The organism is Bradyrhizobium sp. 154 (genome assembly GCF_023073875.1).
Classification (GTDB): domain Bacteria; phylum Pseudomonadota; class Alphaproteobacteria; order Rhizobiales; family Xanthobacteraceae; genus Bradyrhizobium.
On sequence record NZ_JADPKG010000116.1, the window covers coordinates 15,748 to 34,741 of the forward strand.

Genomic DNA, 18,994 nt, shown 5'->3' on the forward strand with positions numbered 1-18,994 from the left:
TCACGTCGGGATAGCCGCGCGTTCCTTTCAGATAGGACGCGCTGCGCAAGCGCCCGATAATTCCAGCGGCAACAGATCTGCTCGGTCTGGCCATTGCCTCGTTCTTGCTCCAGCACTATGCAACGAGGTGCAGCCGAACTGCATTTTTTGGCAGTCGGCTGCAGCACATGACAATGCAATTGACAGTTCGAATGTCTTCGCGACTCGAACAACTGCAACAGAGCATCAGTCGTCTTACGCCGCCATCGCTGTCTTTAATAGCAACAGCCGTGCCAGCATCATGCAAACGTATTAAGCTGTTGTTTGTGACGGGAAACCCGGACGCCGCCCGGGTGACCGCTAGTGTTTAGAACGCGACAGTCGTCATACTTGCCGGAAACCAAACAGGATCTGCGGTCATCTGGGCCCGAAAGAATACACACGGCTGAGCTAATCCCAACACCAGACGCAACCAGCGCCAGAATTTCGTTCTGACCCAATGCAAGGCGCCGCTTCGCGTTTGGGAGGTACAAGTTCTTTCTTCTGGCTAGCAGAGCTGCGCATCAGATTCATCGAGTGGCACATCGATTGCTACTGCGAAAACACAACGCAGCTTCGAGAGCAGTGGGGTTCGGTCGGAAGTTACCGGTAAATATTGCTAGATCAGTACAATGATGCGCGGACGCGACTTGTGGCTCTCAATGAACTCGAGAAGGTTGCCGAGAACTCCCCTGCACGTCAACAAGAGCGCTGTAGCGTTCTAATCGGGACATGCCATGACTTTTAACTCGAGTGAGGGACATGACCGACAGTTTCATCGACCAACTGTGCAAGGCGCTCCGCAAAAGTTCGGTGCTAACTGGCACGGACATCGACTCCCGCTATTACCACCATTTGGCTGGTAAACCGGTCGCGAAGCCGCGAGCGGTCGTCCGACCAAGGACGACGGAAGATGTCTCCGCCTTGCTCCGGCTCTGTCACAGTGAAAAAGTGCCTCTAACGACGCAGGGCGGCATGACCGGATTGGTACGCGGCGCTCTGCCGAATCCGAATGAGATCGTGCTGTCAATGGAACTTATGAATGCGATCCAGGAGGTGGACACCTCCTCGGGCGCAGCATTGGTGCAGGCCGGCGCGCCCCTGCAGAAAGTGCAGGAACAGGTCGGGCAGGGAGGCTACATGTTTCCATTCGATCTCGGCGCGCGCGGTAGCTGCACGATCGGCGGCAACATCTCAATCAATGCCGGCGGCAATCGCGTGATCCGGTACGGCATGATGCGCGACCTGATCCTCGGCCTCGAAGTCGTTACCGCTGATGGCACGGTGCTACAGGGCTTGCACAAATACATCAAGAACAATACTGGCATCGACCTCAAACAGCTTTTCATCGGCAGCGAAGGGATTCTCGGCGTGGTGACGCGGGCCGCTTTGCGCATCTTCCCCGCCCCTATAGAGAGGCAAGTGGCGCTTTGCGGCCTGCCCTCCTTTGAACGAGTCATCTCGATCTTTGGGATGGCGCGAAAACATCTGGGCGGAGAACTGACGGCATTCGAGGTGATGTGGAACGAGTACTACCGCCTCGCGCTCGAGTGCGTGAGCGGCGTGACCCGGCCGCTGTCGATCAATCATCCGTTCTATGTCTTGATCGAGGCCTCCGGTGACGATGCCCATCGTGTCCATGCCGATCTCGAAAAGCTGCTCGATACGGCAATGCGCGCGAACATGAGCCTTGACGCGACGCTCTCGATGTCGAATGCATCTGCAGCAGCGATATGGCGTATCCGAGATTGCAGCTTGGAACTTGCCCGGACGTTTCCTTATGCCGCACGTATTGCCCTCGACGTCAGCATCGCCATCAATCAGATGGACCAGTATGTCAAGACAGTTGTTGGGCGTATTAAAGACATCGACCCCAGAGCGTTCGCGATTGTGTTCGGTCACGTCGGCGATGGTAATCTGCATATCGAGCTACATCACGAGCACACGCCTGACAGACGGGAGGAACTAGAGAGGCTTGCTTATGAGATCACCGGTGAATTCGGTGGATCAATCTCAGCGGAACATGGCATCGGCATAGTTAAGCGGCCGTATCTGAATATGAGTAGGACATCGGAAGAAATCGAAACAATGCGTACGCTCAAGCGAGCGCTCGATCCTAGCAATATCCTGAACCCCGGACGAATTTTCACGCGCGATGCCGTCCAGCGGGCACGGTCGATCATGATCATCGCCTCAGCCGCCGAAGGCGGTGGCGGAACGCGACTGCCCGCAGGCTGGCGCACGGAAATAAGGCGCCCGAAACGGGGGCCGATAGATTCCGCCCGGGCCGCTTAGCCAGGGCAGCATGGGAGCCCTGCTTGCTGATGATGTCGTAATCAAGCACCAGAATGCGGTCGAGACGCGCACCGTCAACAGCGATCGGGATCGAGGTGCGGCCCTTCATCAGCCGCTCCATCGCTCTTCTTGGATGAGAGCTTCTGATTCCGAGTTGAGGCTTGAGGTCGCCTCGTCCAGGACCAACACCGGCGCACCTTGCTAGAGAGGCGCGCGTAAGCGCAATGCGCTGCCGCTCACCGCCTGATAGCTTGACGCCGCGCTCACCGGCGGCCGGGCCCTAGCCCCCGCGCAGGCGCAGGCGCAGGATGAACTTGTACGCATTAGCAAGCCCCGCCACCCGGTCGATCGCGCGCGCTTTTATGAGGAGCGCTCAGGTGGGCCGAGAACAATCCGCTATGAAGAACGCCCGGCGCACGATGGACCACTGCCCGTAGGCTATTTGCGCCCGGTGACGCCGTCAAAGAAAGCGGCCGGCCCTCGAGCAAGATCGATCGCGGCCGGACATCTCCAAAAACATTCGCAAGCTGGCGCCAGGATTTCAGTTCTGGTCTCGTGCTAAGAAAACGCTGGCATACTACGCGCGGAGCGCCGCCTGCTTGTGACTCAATTCGCCCGCGGCTTCATCATCGCTTCGACCTCGGCGCGAAAGGCTTGGCGAATGCATCACGCGAGTAGAACATGTGGCCGCCCGGATAGACCGCGAGCTTGACGCGCGGCGCCGCGGCGAACGAGGGCAACTGATCAAGCACGATTTGCGAGCCGAAATAGGGCGTTGCGAGATCGAACAGGCCGTGCCCGACCAGCATGGTCATCTTCGCGTCTGTTGCGAGGATCTCGCGCAGCTCCGACACCGACTGCGCGGGACCGCGGCCGAAATCCCAGGCTTGCCCGACCGCACCGTTGATTAGCTCATAGGAGCCGTCCGGCCGCCAGTTCAGCTTGCACGTGAGGAGATCGACGGCGGTACTGGTCAATGGCGCCAGAAGCGCCTCCCCTGAGGGATCGCCGAAGCGAGAGCTGTTGGAATCCGGATAGGGATCAAGGCCGCGCACGGAAGCATCGAAGCGCCCGGTCACCTTGCCGTTTTTCCGGTCGAGCTCGCGGCGGAAATCGGCGACATCGAAGCGGCCCGCGAGCCGGCGGCTCACCGCCTGGTCTATTCCCGTTAGCGTGGCGACCTTGTCGGCCAGCCGCGTGGCCGCCTCCTTCCGCGGTGCCCTTGACCAGGTCGGTCAAGAACTCGCCGTGCACGTAAGCTTCGACCTCGACGAGATCGGCCCGCTTCACCGGCCCCTTGGCTTCGCGTGCGGTTGCGACATAGCTCGGCAGCTTTGCGACGTATTGAAGAGACTCGTGCCGCCGGAGTCGCGGAAGTCGAACACCGGTGAGATCATGATCAGGCCCTTCACGCCGACACCTTGCTGCTTCTGCACCTGGCGCACCAACTTTGGCCCGCGAATACCACCGTAGCTTTCGCCCGCGACATATTTTGGCGACAACAGGCGATCGTGCTTTTCGAGCCAACGGGGATCACGACGGCGACCGCGTTGACATCGCCGTCCACGGAAAAGAACCGCTTGCGGACATCCTCGCCGGTCGCCACGAAGCGGCTATAGCCGTACCGGATCGATAAAGACGAGATCGGTGAAATCGAGCCAGGTTTCGGCATTGGGCTTCACCTCCGCAGAGGTCGATGGTGTGACCTCGTCGGCATTGATCGGCAGCCGCCAAGGACCGGCACTGCCGAGCTGTAGCCAGGCCGACGATGCACCAGGCCCGCCGTTGAAGAAGAACGTGACGGGGCGCGTGGCGCGGTCGCCACCATCGAGCTGATAGGAGGTGTATGCGATGTCGGCCCGCGGCTCGCCCTTGTCGTCGAACAGGCGGATGGAACCTGCGGTCGCCGTGAATGCGAGCGTCCGCCCGGGCAGCTCGAGCGTTTGCCTGGTGGTGGAGTCCGGCGGAAGGCGATGCTGCTCGGCCGCTGACGGCGTGCTAGGTGTTTGGCCGCCGCGCGCTGGGACTGCCCTTCTGGTCGGCCAGCGTTGTCGCCTCGGGGCGCGACGGCGGATTGTCGGCCCAAGCGCTCCCCATCACGCCACCGGCAAACAGAGCCAGCGCAAGAGAGGCGCGGCGCAGCGCCGTCCAATCAAATTGCATTGAGTCTCCTCTCGTCCCGGCCGCACTTCCGTCCCGGCTACACTTGGCACGCACGAGGCGTGTCTCCCAAGGGGCCCAACGACCTACCTGACAATCGAGGACCACCAAACCTACCAAGTCCGGTAGTATTCATCCCATGGCGACGCAGCAGCGCCAGTGAGGAGGCGGTCCTTGAAAAAGCCAATCATTTTTCGACGAGCAAACGGGTGCCTGAAGAGCGTCTGACGCGCGCTGCATCGGAACAACTGAATCTCGCCGCATAGATGCGGTTCGTGCACTCGGCTATAGCCGCTTGGGCGGTGGCTTCTGGGACAAATCTGGAGCGATGTAGCACGGCAAGCGGGAAGGCAAACAAACTCAACAAGCTACGTTGCTCACGACCGAGATGTATGTTGACCTATCCGCTGCATACGAGGGCGCCATTGCGCGATCCAACGCGACACCACTCGTGAGCACGCATTGTGTTGCCCCAGCTTGATGCACGCTCAGGAAGCAGATTTGGAAACCTGCCTTGATCGCTCCTGCCGGATGATCTTCGACGTGAGTTGCGCGCGGAGTTCCGTCGCGCTTTAGTACCGCTGACGGCACGAATTCCTGATCTCCCAGAGGATTGGCGTTTCAATCCGCAACTGGAACGAAACGGGCTAGGGGATCAAAAAAGCTCCGCGCCACCATAATTTGCGCTCAGCATAGGTAAGGAGGCGCTCGCAAAAAATGGTGGTTGAGACAATTCGGTTTAAGACCTTGTCAGGTTTATGTCGCAAATGCGAAGGCCGATCGACAGACCAGCTAAATGCTGGGATTGATTGGCAAGAAAAAAGGCCGCTTGAATGACAAGCGGCCCAAGTCTAGGGAGGAAACGCCCAAGGAGGACGGCGGTCGCGCGAGGTGCTACCGCACTGCAACAATACACGACCGCACTGCACACGCAAGGGACTTTTTCGCGGGCGTTCGCGTTGTTTTGCGGCGGGTGGGTTGATCGCGGCGAAATCAGGTTGCGAGGTCAGGCCGATTTTGCCAGGGGCTCGGCTATGCTCTGTCGGCCTTGCTTGCTGCGCATTGCTCCGCCGAACTGGCACCACAGCGACCGGACTGATGCTCAGTGGAAGCTTCCCAGAAAACGTTTGGGATACCAAACTAGGGCCAGTTCTGATCCAAGCTTTCTGCCGGCAAAAGAAACCGGAAGGCATAGCTCTCATCACTTTCGATCCAGGCGGGTGGTCGCCTCGTCGAGGGCGGCATGTCGCGACACGAACTCCGGTGCACTTTCGAGTGAGCCGGGCGAGCACGTCCGTTGTGGGGCGAAGTGCCGCAATCACTTCGCTCCACGCTAGTGGGCGGACTGAAGATCAGATCGCATGCATCAAGCTCGTCGAAGGTCAGACGTACCCGCAAGACAATCGGAGCTGCACGCATCGTTGTCTCAGAGGCAGTATTGCCGTTGCAAATAACGCCGACTAAGCCTTTCTGGACAAAGAAACCCTCACTGCAGCGTTTCTGTTCTAGGAACGGAACGGGGTGCCATGGGGCGGCCACTCTAGCGGTCTTCCGGCCGGGGACCGTCAAGCCACTACTTCCCGTAGTTGAACAGTGTGGCAACATCATCTTGAACTCCTCTAGAACATGGAATTCGAGTCTGTCGAGTGATAAGGGTTTCTGGTCAAGATCATTTCGCCACACTCCGGCCCGCTCAGCTAGTCACTGTCCATGGTCGATCGTTCGAATGGCTGGACATTCGCACCGACACAGTCGCCCAGTTGCGCGATCCGGTGACGCTCGAACGAGCGTGGGTGCCACTGGCCACGATCACCGTTCCGGTGCGGCCAGAATGGGCGCGGACGCATCCCGCAGTCAGTGAGGCCAATCGCCCACTTTCTATTTTTTTCCATCGCTTCCGTCGTCGGAAGCAACCAGCTGATACGATCGCGCTCCAGGATCGTGGGTGACATGGCTGGTACATCCAGACCCGGTTCGAGAACGGCGCGACGAGCTCGTCCGCCCGCTGTATAGGAGCTCTGCGGACCATTAAGCAGAGGCCACGCTTTCCATGGCGTGAGATGTCCCTCGATCACCTGCAGGATGGCACTAAACGTAAGCTCGGCGACTGTAATCGCGAGGGTACATCTGCGGGATCAAAAACTGTGCTGGCTGTTGATGATGAAATAGCCCTTTGGCACCGACCATCTCGGATGCCGAGCACGAGCATGACCGAGGCGCTCGCGAGGCGAATGCCGACGACGATCGTCGGAAGCGCCGCCGGAAGGATCACAGTTGCTGCGGTGGCGCGCGCATCGTCCGCGCCGACGTGATCCGGAGCGGCTCGACCTGCTTCACCGCCGCGATCGTGTTGAGCAGCAGCGACCAGGCGCAGCTATATATATATATATATATATCACATCGTGATCTTGAGAGCTCGCGAATGTCCAGAAACAGGATGAAGATCAGGCAGTACCGCGAGCGATGCGGTGTTCTGGCACATCTCGGTGAACTGCTTCAGGAGATTTCGGAGCTGGGCGCACCATCCGACGCCGAGGCCAAGCGGGACGATCAAGGCGACCGACATCAGAAATCCGCTCAAGGCACGCAGCACGCTCGCCGAGACGTCGTCGTACAATTCTTCTGTTTGCGGACCTGCCATCCGCCCGCCGGTCACCTACGAGAACGGCGGCAGGAACACCGGATCGGTCAAGCCGAAGTTCGGAGCCGCCTCCCTCACCGACAATGGCACGAGGAACAGGATGGAGGGATGCCCGAATACGGTGAGCCCGCGTATGACCGAACCGACCCTGTGCAAACGTGGCTCGTTCCGTCAGGACTACGCGGGTAGCACTCTTCGTGATCACTCCCCCGTGAACGTATTCTCGCGCTCCCTTCAAGCGATCGCGTCATCCATTGAAGACCGGTCACGTCGCGCGCGGCGCGCCGTGCTTTGCTCCGCGAGCGAGCAGTTTGTGCGCTCGCCTACTCACAGCGGCTTCGCAGCCATTGAGTCGGACCAATTCGCATCGCTGAAATGCCAACCCTGTTTTCGAGAGCAACAAGAGAGTGCCGCGATTGAGCACATCTGGCGATCCCTCGATCAGCAGCCGCGCACCCGTTCGGACGCCTCGATGAGCACGCAACTGCGCCACCGCATTCTCCGGCATACTGGCTGCGATGTGCCGGAAAGTAGCCCGCCTGAATCCAACTCGCCAATTATGGATCAACCGCAGTCGCCTACAGCTAACAGGGTCTCAGTAATCTGACCGCGAAGTAGCTGCGCGCGCTGATAGAAACGCCATGCCCCGAGGTGCCACGGCTTTTCCTCGCAGAGGAAGGATGCAGCTTTTCGTTGCCACCGCCGTGGTTTGTGCAGATTTTCCCCGCGGCTCTGCACATCTGCGGAAACGGAAAAGGCTTGGCGCTCGGCACAGGACCGAGAAGTGTGAGCAACCAGTCGAGTGCATTGCAAAATCGTCTGCGCACGCCTATCGATGGAAAATATTGCTGGTCTGATTTGGACGAAAACTTTGCCTGGGCCCGTGGATAGCCAAGCCGAAACGTCAGCCTTTGACGCCTGGAAGAATGGAGCGCGAGAGCTTGCCGAGCGGCAAGAGCTGATCACGAATGCCAGTCGGGATGAGCTCAGGAAAGCGCTGATCGAGCTCGACATGTTGTTTAGGAATGCTCCGGGAAGCGTGCACAAGGCCTATCGGAATCTCACGGAAAAGCGAATCGAGGAGGCACGAGAGAGCTTCGCCTCCTCAATAGGAGACGGCCATCTCTCGTGGTCGTTGTCCCATGAGACGCCTGACCTGGCGGCGTCAAGGATGGGCGGCCTCATACGGGAAATCGACAGGGTGCTTGCTGAGCGGCGTTCGCAGTGGCCGATTGCGCCGAGTGAGTGGCACCTCGAGCAGCTTGGATGCTGGTTCATTCCGCGGCAAGGCGTGAGCGCACTGCGCCCAGCTCGAAGGCTTCAGGCCTACTCGAAGCGGGGTCTACTCTTCCATCGAATATTGCCTGCTGTGATACAGGGCTACCCTGTCCAGGTGGTGGATACTCGCACGTTGCATACGACGGCTTCGGACGCGCGCAAATGGAAGATGGGTGCTTGCCTGTTCAAGGCCCTAGAGCTCAAGCCAGAGTTTTGCTCCATAGCAGGCGATAAGCGTTTCAGGGTCGCCAGCGTTGAAGCGCCGTCAGCAGACGGCGCAATTTCTGAGCAGATTGCTCAGGCCCTGAAGGAGAACTGCATCGCAGTTGTGTGGCCCGAGCTAACTGTCTCGCCGGAACTGCGTGCGAAGATCGTCGAGCTCATTCGAGACCGGGATGTTACGGACGAGCTCGAAGCGCCCGAAATTCTGATCCCAGGGACTTGGCATGAGAAAACCGACCACGGGATTGTCAACCGGGCCCGGATCTACGACGGCTACGGAGAGGAGCGCTTGAGCTACGACAAGATCGCGCCTTACGCCGACGATGGTTGGGGCATGGAAAATATCACGGCTGGCGACCGGGTATGTGTCCTTGCTACAGAAGGCGCATTGATCGGCGTCGCCATTTGCCTGGATTTTTGTGACGTGTGCCAGACGCCTTTTAGTGAACTCGACGTCGACGTCATGCTCGTCCCGTCAATGGGTAACGACCGCACAATGCAGGGCCACCAGACCACCGCGGCGCAAGTTGAGGTGAGGTTCGGTACCCGCAGCTTCGTGGTGCAGCATCCGACCCAGACGACGTTCATAGATCATCGAATAGGTACCATATTACCTCTGCTCAAAGAGCCCGCCGCGGTTTCGTCCAAGGAACTCGGCCAGAACACCGTTTGGGCCGCCTACAAATGGGGCTCTTGACAACTAGATTCGGGGACTAAAATCAGAGTAATAGCGTTGTAAAGCGATATTAACCGTTGTGATGTAGGGCTAGCCCATGTCGGATCTGGCATTGGAAAAGGTAGAGGCGGGCGAAGCGACGGCGAGCGAAGCCAGGCACGTCATTTCCAAGCTCCTCAAAGAGGGATCTGAAAAAAGCCTGGAGCGCCTCTACGCCACTCTGGGAGCGTGGGTTTGGAACACCCTGGAGAGCCGGCGGCGTGACCAAGAGCTACGAGAATGGTTCGATATTCTGCGACGGATAAGCGCAACGCTTGGCGCGCGGAATACTGCCTATGCGGAGCGCTTCAGAGCATTCTACGACCTTCTACATATGTCGATAAACACGTCCAAGCTCGCACGTCCAAGCAAGGTCCTGCATCGTCAGCACGTAGTGCCAATACTTCGATTGCTCCGCGACACGCCGTCCCGACAGATGGAGAAGGCGGCGATCGCCAAGAGACTACATCTGCGAGATGCCAATCTCAGCAGGATTCTTCGTTTGATGACTAATGCGCGGCTCGTCGAACGAACAACCCAAGGCAAATTTGCCCTTTTCGCCCTGACCCGTGGCGGCCTGCTCGAGCTGGACAGGCGCGAAAAGCGCGAAACGAAGAACCGCGACCGGTTACCCGCGCAGGTGAGAGAGACGTTCGCGCGAGTCGGAGCCGCTCATTCTCAGCACGTTGTAGCAGACGCGGATGTTCTTCGGGATTTCTTCAATTTGACGATACACGGCTCGGTGCACACTCATGATTCCGCGGGGCTACGGAACGCGAGTGCTGTAGGCATTCGTCGCGCGATTGAAGATTATTTGCTCCATCTTCACGGACCAACACCTTCAGCTCCCGGATATTTGAAGGCTCCAACAAAAAATTCATATCGAGGGTTTTCAGTCAGGGTTGTGCAGGCAAAAAAAGCCGAGGCTCATGGCTTCTACACGATAGAGGCGGTGAGCAATCCGAAACCTGCCTCATTCCCCGTGGGGATACTGCATCCATACGTCGAGGAGAGCGAACATGTCGACTGAAGATGATCTTGGTGCTTTGAGCCCAGATGAGCCGCAAAGCGACCCCGATGCCGTCATGCTATACGGAAGCGCCCTCGTCGACCGGCTCACCTACATATCATCAACGTTCAGTTCGCTGGTCATGAGTGTAGGCAGAGCTGCGCGTGATAATCGCCATGTCCTCGTTCCATTCGTCGAGGTGAAGTTCGAGGGCCCCACCGGCCAGGACGACCCTGTTTCGAACAGCTTCTTCTCGGAGCTCGTGCCCCTCGAAAATATAGCGTTCGTTCTCGAGGACATATCGAACGATCTCACGACTGTTTGCCAACACTTCAGCGCCGTGGCTGCCGGCCCAGTGAAACCTGACTTCAAGCGACTTGGTGAAACGCAAAGGCTCTTGAACGAAGCCAAGGGCAACCTGGAAAAGTGCCTGGCCGATTTGGAAAAAATCGGCTGAGAGCCCTTTGAGTCTTAAAGTACCGATCAGATCGAAGGCTACCGCCAGCGAGGAGATTTACCGCACAGTTGATCCGGTGGCATTGCTGGCACAGATGGGGGACGCTCAAAATGAGCTGGGCAAGCGCGTTGATCAGCGGGCTCGAAAGCCAGCGATGACTATCGCGCCGGTGCGCAAAGCGTCGTGGCGCCCTTGCCCGAGAGCTCGGCGATGGTTGGAAAGTGGGTGAGCAGCGGGGCGTTCATCGGGCAGCTATGTGCCATCGATGCTCGACCCCTACAACCCATCATCGAGGAATGGCTCGCCGCGGCTCCGCACTTGTCCGCGGTCGGGCCCGACTTTGAGATTTGCGATAAATACAATGCGGGTACGAGCGGTGTGACAAGGCATCAGCGCACTGCTCGTGAACGGCTAGACCGCAGCACGCGCAGCGGAGATCACATGATTTGTAGATGGAGCCTGCTCGGCAAGACCAGATGTGCGAACCTGCGCCGTCAATCTTGAGCAGTGACGCGTATGAACTTTTCATAGCATCTTCGCCTGGCTGAGGTTTTTTGGATGCGTCGCCTTGACCGCAGCATAGCGGCCACCAATCATTCGCCGAGGCTGAAATTAGCTTCTTAACGAAGAGGTTCAATTCAGCACCTGATGCGGCGGCCCCTACTGCCTTGCAGGTAGCCAATTGCCTGACCTCAAGCCAATCGTCGCTGCGGATCAGTCGCGCGGTGGCTCGCCTTTTCGCGCACATATCGTCGATCCATGTTGGTTTCCTGTGAGCTCGCCACCCCGCCACGGCTGCCGGATTAACACAGTGGGAGCCCTTCCGAGGCCACATCGTCGGAGAGCTGGTCAACGCCGTCTGGCCGATTTGCTTGACGACCTCAATGGACGTCTCTCCTCGTGACGCAGCTTCAAGGATTCTCGAAGCTACGTGCGTTCGGGTGCCAGTCTCATCAGCCGGGAGTTCTCTGCAAACTTCATTCAGAACTGCACGCAAGAGAGCGGCTCGTTTCGGAGGCGAACATGAGGAGTACCAACAATTTGGATGCGTGTGCCTTATGCGAATCCATCCGAGCTTCAGTGGGGCATCGTCGTGAACGTCGGAAACAACAGACCAAGGCGTACGCATCAGCTACTCAGCCTCATTGCGCGCAGGAGAGCCTTGGTGACGCTCAATTCAGATCACTTCCTTCTTTGACGATAGACCAGATCAGTGGCTACACTAGGCAGCCTTGGCCGTCTGCAGCTTTGGCTTGGAGCGCGCCACGCTGCGAGGACCAGCGATACTGAGGTGTACATCGCCATCGATAGAACGCCTCTCGACTCCATCTCGGTCACTGGATTTTCCGATGGCGCAGCGCTGGGTCGCGCGGTTATCCCAGATTACAACGTCGCCTGGTTTCCAGCTCCATCTTACGCTATTCTCGGGCGAGGCGAGGTAAGATTGAAGGCGGTCAAACAGCTTCTGGCTCGCATATCTTTCCAGGCCGACGAAGTTCCTCACGGACTCTCCGAGCACGAGCAAGCGCTCGCCCGTCTCGGGATGGACGCGAACAACCGGACGCGCGTCCTCGCAGATGGTTCCGGTGAAGACATCACCAAATTGCTTTGCATCCATCTGGGCGGAGTGCCTGGTCAAGGTGCAATCATAGGTGCTGCAGTGCACTGCCCAGAGATTGTCGGCCAGCATCCGCAGCGGCTCCGGAAGATCAAGATACGCGGCCGCAGTGCTTGACCAAACTGTGTCACGGTCATCAGGCGGGATCACGACGCCGCGCAGCACCGAGATCTTCGGACATTCGTCACCGAAACTGACGTTCGTGTGCATCTGGCCCGCATGAGCGCTGCGATGATCCGGCTTCATATCTATAGGCGTTACCAGCGAACCAAGCCTGAGGGCAAAGCGATGCTGTTCGAAATCATCGAGATGTCCCTGATCACGGAAGAAGATGACCTTGTGCTCAAAGAGTAACTGGCTAATAGCCCGGACCATCTCGTCTGATAATTCATCTGATAGTCTGACGTTCTTGATCTCGGCACCGAGCCGGGCCATGGATTTGACGATATCCGCTGGCGGGATAATGTTATCTGTCATGTTGCTCATGCTCATTCTCTTGCTATCGTGATGCGCGAACAAAGCTGCGTGACGACTCGGTCGAGGGACCGACAACAGAAGCCAACCAAGTCGGCCTGGTGATGCACCCTACTCGGTCGCAATGTGTTGCAGCACTCGCCACAAAAGGCTGCAATGCATCTTGGGCTACAGACCACGACCATCGTGTGACCCGCTCCGTCGCGCACAGTTCCGGCTCTTGCATCGGCTCTGACCAGAGGACGAGTCGACGGGCAGCGGTGCCGGGATCGACGTGCAACATGATCGATTACCTCGCTCTTACATCGCAATCATACGGTCAACAGATGTCCAGTCCATGAAACGAAACCAGCATTCTTTTCGCCGATGAGAAATGTTCGCTCTGTCCGGGAGCTAAGCTTAAAGATATTTTTGGGAAGGCAACTCTTCACACGTCCGCAACAGGTACATTCGAGCTTATGAGGACGAAGCGGATAACTCGCGGTCTCATCAATCAGCGCGACTACGCTGCACTATTCTACCACAAGTTAATCATATTTCCATATGCAATTTGCAAGATAGAAATACATTTGTTTCGTCATATCGAATTTAGTAAATTTGCGCGACGGTTTCATCCGCCTGTCACATACGGAGCAGGCGCGCAGTCCCGAAGCGAGAGATCAATCTTATCTGCGATATCAATTCCCGCTGCGGTTTAACAACGGGCTATATCACTCCTTTTGCGGGATTCCGTTTCAGGAGGATGCTTCAACGTGAACTGGGACTTGTGTCAATAGCTTGGATATCAACATCGCTGCCAATCTAGAGGATTGAATTAAGTCGCGACTTGACGTGCATCGCTCGCACAAATGTCCGATACGTTGAGCGCCGTGACAAGCCTCTTCTCGGAAAAGCCGATGCGGCCCGCACCGCCAGCCGCGGACGACCTCGGCGGAGTGACCCGTGCACGCAACGCACACCAAGGCGTGTGCTAATTCGTCTCGGCTTCCATTGACGTTCTATTTCGGAATTGATTGTATCTCACAAAATGCTTTTTACGTTCGCCAATGCGCGCCACAACGTGCCAGCTCCACTTCACCACCTTATTTGGTCGCGGAGCCAGGAATGGAAACATCGCGACTTCACAGCTCGACTCGACCTTTAGAAACGAGATGACCGTTATCGCGACGCGAGTCATTTCGGGTGAGCGGCTTCAGGCCAATCTGTGAATTCCATCTAGAATTGACGAGAACTGACGGGTTTGGTCGTGAATTTTACGGTTCTTCCTGAGAGAGCCGCCAACGATCCGGATGCGAACTTAAACACCATCTTGCCGGAAGCTGCGATGCCAACAGCCCTGTTGTCCTCCGTGACAGAGGAACCGGTCCCCTCCAACACCTGACCAACCGCAATTCCGTGGAGCGCACGGTAAATGTCGATAGAAGCCAAGTACCTTCCTTTCTCACTGTCCCACTGGCTGACCGACAGCCCCGTAATTCCCGCGTCCTTCAACAGACCATCGGCTACGCGGCAGGCGTATTGAAGGCTGACAATGGTGCGCCCATTCCGATCGCCTGTCGGCTCTCGATCGGTGCCGTCTATGATGCAACCGTAGCGCCGCGTTGAGTCCGCGAGCGCAATCTCATTCAACCCAAGCAGTCCGCAAACAACATAAAGTATCATACAGAGAGAGAGAGAGAGAGAGAGAGAGAGAGAGAGAGAGAGAGAGAGAGAGAGCTGTTTCATTGCCTATGCTCCGCGGATATCCCGCCGTCGTGTTGTACAACCCGACTCTACTTCCGATTCAAGCTCCTCGATTGTTGTTCGGATGGGTGCGCCTCACAGTGACATCGGCATGTCTCCGATCCGAGGCGACCCGATAGGAAAGCGACTACTCGGTGGAATGAGGCTCAATGCTGCTGGAGAGTACCTCGATCAACTCAACCATAGGGATCAACGACGGCTCAGAGAGCAAGATCGGCCGCCAGCATGTGAAGACGGCGATGCGGCGGATTGGGATAGACGCTCTATCGCCATCCGCGCGCCACCAGACCCGAGCCCGGCCACAAGATCCATCCATATCTGCTGCGCGTCATGGAGATTACGCGACCGAACCAAGTCTGGCGATGGAAATCACCTACATTCTGACGGCGATTGGCTTCGCCGATCTCGCTGTGGTGTTGGACTGCGCAGCACGTCGCGGTCTGTCGTGGCGACTGTCGATTACCATGAACTTCTGCGTCGAACGCTGGCGTATTCCTTGGCTCGTCCTGGCAAGCCGCACATCTTCAACACGGCTCAGGCTCTCAGTTCACTGGACAGGCTTTTACCGGCTTGCTCGCCGACGACGGTATTGCGATCAGCATGGACGGAACGCGCATGGCGAGACAACGTGTTTGTCGATCGGCTCTGGAGCAACGTCAAACACGAGGAGATGTGCCCGCTATGACAGCGTCAGCCGCGCGCGCAGCCCGATCGGCCTATATCTCAACTTCCATAACAGTAGGCGTCCCCATTCCAGGTCATGGCGGCAGCACGCCGGATTAAGCCTACTTTACCCGCTGCCATTCCGTATGGCAGCCTAACGCCCGGCAGCGGTCCCATCTATCGACGCGGAAACAACCGGCACCAGCTCTATTTCACTGGACATTCCAACGGGGACACTCTGCCCATGCTGCAATTCCCCGATCTGTATAGGTCAGCAACCTGCTCGGTCATGAAAGTCGCCGCGAAAGAGGAAGTGCGCGAACAGCACGATCAACGTCACGTGATCCGCCGACCAGGCCTGCGGTCAACGGAATCAATGCACGGCAGGACCATCGTTCGCCTTACAGAGTCCCTTGCGGTTCTCTCCTCCCGGAGACGTCAGCCTTTCGAGGAGCAATTGGCAATTAAGGACTTCCAGGTGTCGCGCAAAGCCGAAGAGCTTCGGCTGGAGCGAGGGCAACTCGCCAGAGACAGGCAGCAGATTGGAATGACATTTCGAAGCCGCCTAGCCGATTGGGCGACCAATGCGCGAACCGCCGCTAATCTCTTCAAGCCCGCGCCGGTGCATGATGGCCAGAGTCCCACCTTTCGGGCAAGTCGATCCATATATCAGCAGGACCATGCAAAAGTGACTCTTGATCCGGTACAAAGATATTGTCAGGCACTCTGAGGCCGCGACCAAGGGCGACTCCACTGATTATGAAGGGAAGCTCGATCTGCTTCTGATCTTCAAAGCTGTCCGCGCCAACAATGCGAAGAGATTCCAATTCAAACCGTCGGAATGTGATCAGCGGTCTTGCCGAATCTATCAGGTCTTGGGCGCAAGATACTCCCCGCGCGGCCTCTTTTCTCAAGTGGTCCAGCGCCAGGAAAAGGGACGAAAGCTCGTCCAGCTCGGAACGATTGAAGTGTCGCAAACGTGACGAAATAGGCACTCCATTCTTGTATCGTACTGTCGGCACAAATCGTATCTCGCAATCAAGAAGCAGATCTGCCACCGCTCGCTTTACGAGAAGAGCCTGTCCAATATCCTTCAAGCCGAAATAACTGCGAGATGGTCGAGCGAAACAGATCCATCGGATGCATCCGGTGATACCTTCCATGAGGAGCCCATGAGGCCCGTTCGCACGCAGCGGGTAATCCCCTTGAGACACAAACGTTCGATATCCTGGCGGGAACATCTCCGCGTCCGTCGTCGAAATCACAGCAGAAGCGCCCGCTCCTAGCGCAAGCGCAATGTCATCATCCAAATTGAACTCGTATTCAGGACCCGGGCTGAGCTGGATCTTGTTCGGATAGACCGTGACAATGGCGACATCGTTCTCGACTGCGGCCCTTCTGATCAATTCCGCGTGCCCCTGATGCAATGCACCCAGAGTGTGTACTGTGCCGATCGTTCGACCTCGCCTTGCCATGTCCGCAATGAAGGCCTTTCCAGATGAAAGAGACGCTAGATGCATTTCCTGCTCCGCTCTTGTTGATTACACAGCAGCTGGGCTCCTCGATCAGACAGGAAGCGTGGTGAGAGCGACCCTCATACTGGCCGCGCAAGAGCGCCTGGGAGCGCCGCCACAGCGGGGCGCATCGTGCTCTTCCATTTTCCTTCTGGGATGACAGCTGGTCTAGATCGCCATGCGCATTTCGGCTAAAATCAGCTCGATCCCTCTCGACCGCGTCTCATTAGCGATGAGAAGTCAGCCAGATACTCTGAAGGTTTGTATTTCTGATCTTCCACCCCCTCCAGAGCGGCCTGGAGCCCAGGACACCTGTCGGCAAAGAACGGCGGTTCAAAAGTCGTTATCTCTGCATCCGAAAAATCAGTCTTTACAAAGCTTGCTTGGAACGGCGTAACTCCACTCAAGTTGGCCTTGCGGAGGGACGATTGATTCATTCGAACATATGCGGTACGGGCGGCCTCCAGGTTGCTGCCGGTCATTCCTGCTGCAATATATGACTGAACAAGGTTTGCTCCTTCGAAATTGGCGCGATTCAAGGCCATAGATTGCGGAGGATCACCTGTAATCATTGATCGATAGAGATACGCCTGTGAAAAATCTGCATCATCGAGATCGCAGTCGCGTATAAACGCACAGCGCGCACGAAAGCCGCCCAATCGGGCGTAGCGCATCGTGCTCTCGGTGATCGAAATGGTTTCTCCTGATGCGCGAGATAGATCAGCCCCATCGAGCTGGCAAGAGCGTACAGATACTCCGTTAAGCACCGCGCCGACGAGGTTGGCGCTGGCTAGATTCACAGACAGAAGTCGCGCCTCAGATAGGTCTGCCTCCTCAAGCTCTGCCTTTGCAAGATTTGAGAGGCTGAAATCCGAAAAGGGGGCGGCCAGCGCTTTGGCCAGGATGCGACCGCTCGCCTTTGAAAGCCTGAAATAGGGAAGATGAGCGTTCTCTAGAACAAGACCATCGACCGAAGTGGGGCGCAGGATCGATAGACACTCTCCCCTTGACTGCAGAAGGGAGCTGCCGGTGAGATGCGCCTTGGTCATTGTAACCTGGCTCAAATTGGCAAAATGGAAGGACGAGCGAGGCAGGTAGCATTCATTGATGGTCGATCCTTGCAGTTCGGCGCCATCAAAGACAGCCTGGCTTGCGTCACACTGATAAAAGAGGACGCCACTTAGGACTGCATTGTCGAAACGCGTTCTCCTCATGCTGCATCCGTGGAACAGGCTACCTGTTGCATCGATGAGATTGCGCAAACTTGCATCGTCGAAACTGCAGACCTGAGCGGCAATTGCATGCATATACGCAAAATCGAGCTTGGCTCCGCGGAAACTTGCTCGCTCTAATCCTGGGCAGATAAGGTTGGCCTCGGACAGATCGGCTCCATCCAGCTTCGCTCCGTGAAGTTGCGCACGATTGAGAATGCATCGCCGCAATGGAAATCCGGATAGATCGTGACCGTTAAAGTTCTCGCAGGATAGCTGCAGGCCGATGCCGGTCTTCTTGATAGCTTCCTCGGTTCGCTTTCCCACCGCGGCCAACGCGGACGCGCGATCACTGTTTCGGCTCCAGTAGCGGACAAAGTCACCATCTGCCGAGGATTGGTTTATCGTCGTTGGGCGGATTCCCAGCTCCTCGTGCACGCTGAACTGGCTATTGGTATCGGTGGCTTGCGTCACTGTCGACATCTTCCATTCTCGATGACGAGCGCACTTTCTCAGCCTCCTGTGCGGGCGTTATTTTGCTTCGCCTGCGTGTTTCAGGTAGACTCGATATGCGCCCCATAGCGCTCGTTGGATTTCTTTCTGCGACACAGGCATCATCACTCATCAGGGTGTAAATTTCCTGGCCGGCTCTTTGGAATTGTGCCATCACGAGCCGACACGCACATGAGCCTAAGCAAGCTGTGGCAGACGGAGTTGATCTCCCCACGACTTTCCCATTCGGATACTCATCAGTGTGTCGACAGCAAAGACCGAAGAAGCCGCAACTTGGGGTACCTCCACAATTTCATGCAGTCGTTATTCTAGCAGTCGGCCTTTACGACGCACTTCAATAGCAATGTCTGTGCCAGCCCTAACCTATCCTGAATTGACGTTGAATGCGTGTCCAGAAACGGCGCGGCGGACGCCGCTAGAATTTCGTAACTGACAGCACTCGCGTCTCTGTCACAAACCGGAC

Annotated in this window: 11 protein-coding genes and 3 pseudogenes; 5 read left to right on the forward strand and 9 right to left on the reverse strand. The window is 57.2% G+C overall.

Features of this window, described 5'->3' with window-relative positions; genetic code table 11:
* The first annotated feature begins 780 nt into the window (after positions 1-780).
* Complete coding sequence (locus IVA92_RS30815) at positions 781-2,313, forward strand: FAD-binding oxidoreductase (RefSeq protein WP_247276088.1); 1,533 nt, start codon at positions 781-783, stop codon at positions 2,311-2,313.
* Here the strand turns inward: IVA92_RS30815 and IVA92_RS35895 are convergent.
* From IVA92_RS35895 to IVA92_RS30840, 5 genes and pseudogenes are all read right to left on the reverse strand, one after another.
* Positions 2,204-2,665 (reverse strand): annotated as a pseudogene (locus IVA92_RS35895) (ATP-binding cassette domain-containing protein); the annotation flags it as partial. The gene IVA92_RS30815 and the pseudogene IVA92_RS35895 overlap by 110 nt on opposite strands.
* Before the next feature lie 254 nt (positions 2,666-2,919).
* Positions 2,920-4,307 (reverse strand): annotated as a pseudogene (locus IVA92_RS30825) (peptidase S10); the annotation flags it as partial.
* Positions 4,308-4,311: 4 nt separating this feature from the next.
* A complete protein-coding gene (locus tag IVA92_RS30830; RefSeq protein WP_247276089.1) occupies positions 4,312-4,476 on the reverse strand; it encodes a hypothetical protein in 165 nt (54 codons plus the stop codon).
* A 2,392-nt stretch (positions 4,477-6,868) separates the two neighbouring features.
* Positions 6,869-7,114 carry a hypothetical protein gene (locus tag IVA92_RS30835; protein WP_247276090.1) on the reverse strand — a complete coding sequence of 82 codons (246 nt, stop codon included), beginning with the start codon at positions 7,112-7,114 and terminating at the stop codon, positions 6,869-6,871.
* 15 nt (positions 7,115-7,129) lie between these two features.
* The gene (locus tag IVA92_RS30840; protein ID WP_247276091.1) at positions 7,130-7,270 is read right to left on the reverse strand and encodes a hypothetical protein; all 141 of its coding nucleotides are present in this window, start codon (positions 7,268-7,270) and stop codon (positions 7,130-7,132) included.
* 679 nt (positions 7,271-7,949) lie between these two features.
* Between IVA92_RS30840 and IVA92_RS30845 the strand changes: the two genes are divergently transcribed.
* The 3 genes from IVA92_RS30845 to IVA92_RS30855 all read left to right on the forward strand — a co-directional run bounded on the left by IVA92_RS30845 (position 7,950) and on the right by IVA92_RS30855 (position 10,795).
* Positions 7,950-9,311: a hypothetical protein gene (locus tag IVA92_RS30845; protein ID WP_247276092.1), complete on the forward strand. Its 1,362-nt coding sequence runs from the start codon at positions 7,950-7,952 to the stop codon at positions 9,309-9,311.
* A gap of 76 nt (positions 9,312-9,387) precedes the next feature.
* Positions 9,388-10,359: a winged helix DNA-binding protein gene (locus tag IVA92_RS30850; protein WP_247276093.1), complete on the forward strand. Its 972-nt coding sequence runs from the start codon at positions 9,388-9,390 to the stop codon at positions 10,357-10,359.
* Positions 10,349-10,795: a hypothetical protein gene (locus IVA92_RS30855; RefSeq protein WP_247276094.1), complete on the forward strand. Its 447-nt coding sequence runs from the start codon at positions 10,349-10,351 to the stop codon at positions 10,793-10,795. Before IVA92_RS30850 ends, IVA92_RS30855 begins: the two co-directional genes overlap by 11 nt.
* A 1,222-nt stretch (positions 10,796-12,017) precedes the next feature.
* On the opposite strand, the gene IVA92_RS30860 is transcribed toward IVA92_RS30855, so the two are convergent.
* Together IVA92_RS30860 and IVA92_RS30865 are read right to left on the reverse strand one after the other, a co-directional pair.
* Complete coding sequence (locus tag IVA92_RS30860) at positions 12,018-12,905, reverse strand: TauD/TfdA family dioxygenase (protein WP_247276095.1); 888 nt, start codon at positions 12,903-12,905, stop codon at positions 12,018-12,020.
* Between the two features lie 1,197 nt (positions 12,906-14,102).
* Positions 14,103-14,612 carry a hypothetical protein gene (locus tag IVA92_RS30865; protein WP_247276096.1) on the reverse strand — a complete coding sequence of 170 codons (510 nt, stop codon included), beginning with the start codon at positions 14,610-14,612 and terminating at the stop codon, positions 14,103-14,105.
* A 227-nt stretch (positions 14,613-14,839) separates the two neighbouring features.
* Here IVA92_RS30865 and IVA92_RS30870 point away from each other — a divergent pair.
* Positions 14,840-15,385, forward strand: a pseudogene (locus IVA92_RS30870) (DDE-type integrase/transposase/recombinase); the annotation flags it as partial.
* A gap of 516 nt (positions 15,386-15,901) precedes the next feature.
* Here the strand turns inward: IVA92_RS30870 and IVA92_RS30875 are convergent.
* Together IVA92_RS30875 and IVA92_RS30880 are read right to left on the reverse strand one after the other, a co-directional pair.
* On the reverse strand, positions 15,902-16,813 hold the full coding sequence (locus tag IVA92_RS30875; protein ID WP_247276097.1) for a pantoate--beta-alanine ligase: 912 nt from the start codon (positions 16,811-16,813) through the stop codon (positions 15,902-15,904).
* 191 nt (positions 16,814-17,004) lie between these two features.
* A complete protein-coding gene (locus IVA92_RS30880) occupies positions 17,005-18,501 on the reverse strand; it encodes a pentapeptide repeat-containing protein (RefSeq protein ID WP_247276098.1) in 1,497 nt (498 codons plus the stop codon).
* Positions 18,502-18,994 lie beyond the last annotated feature (493 nt).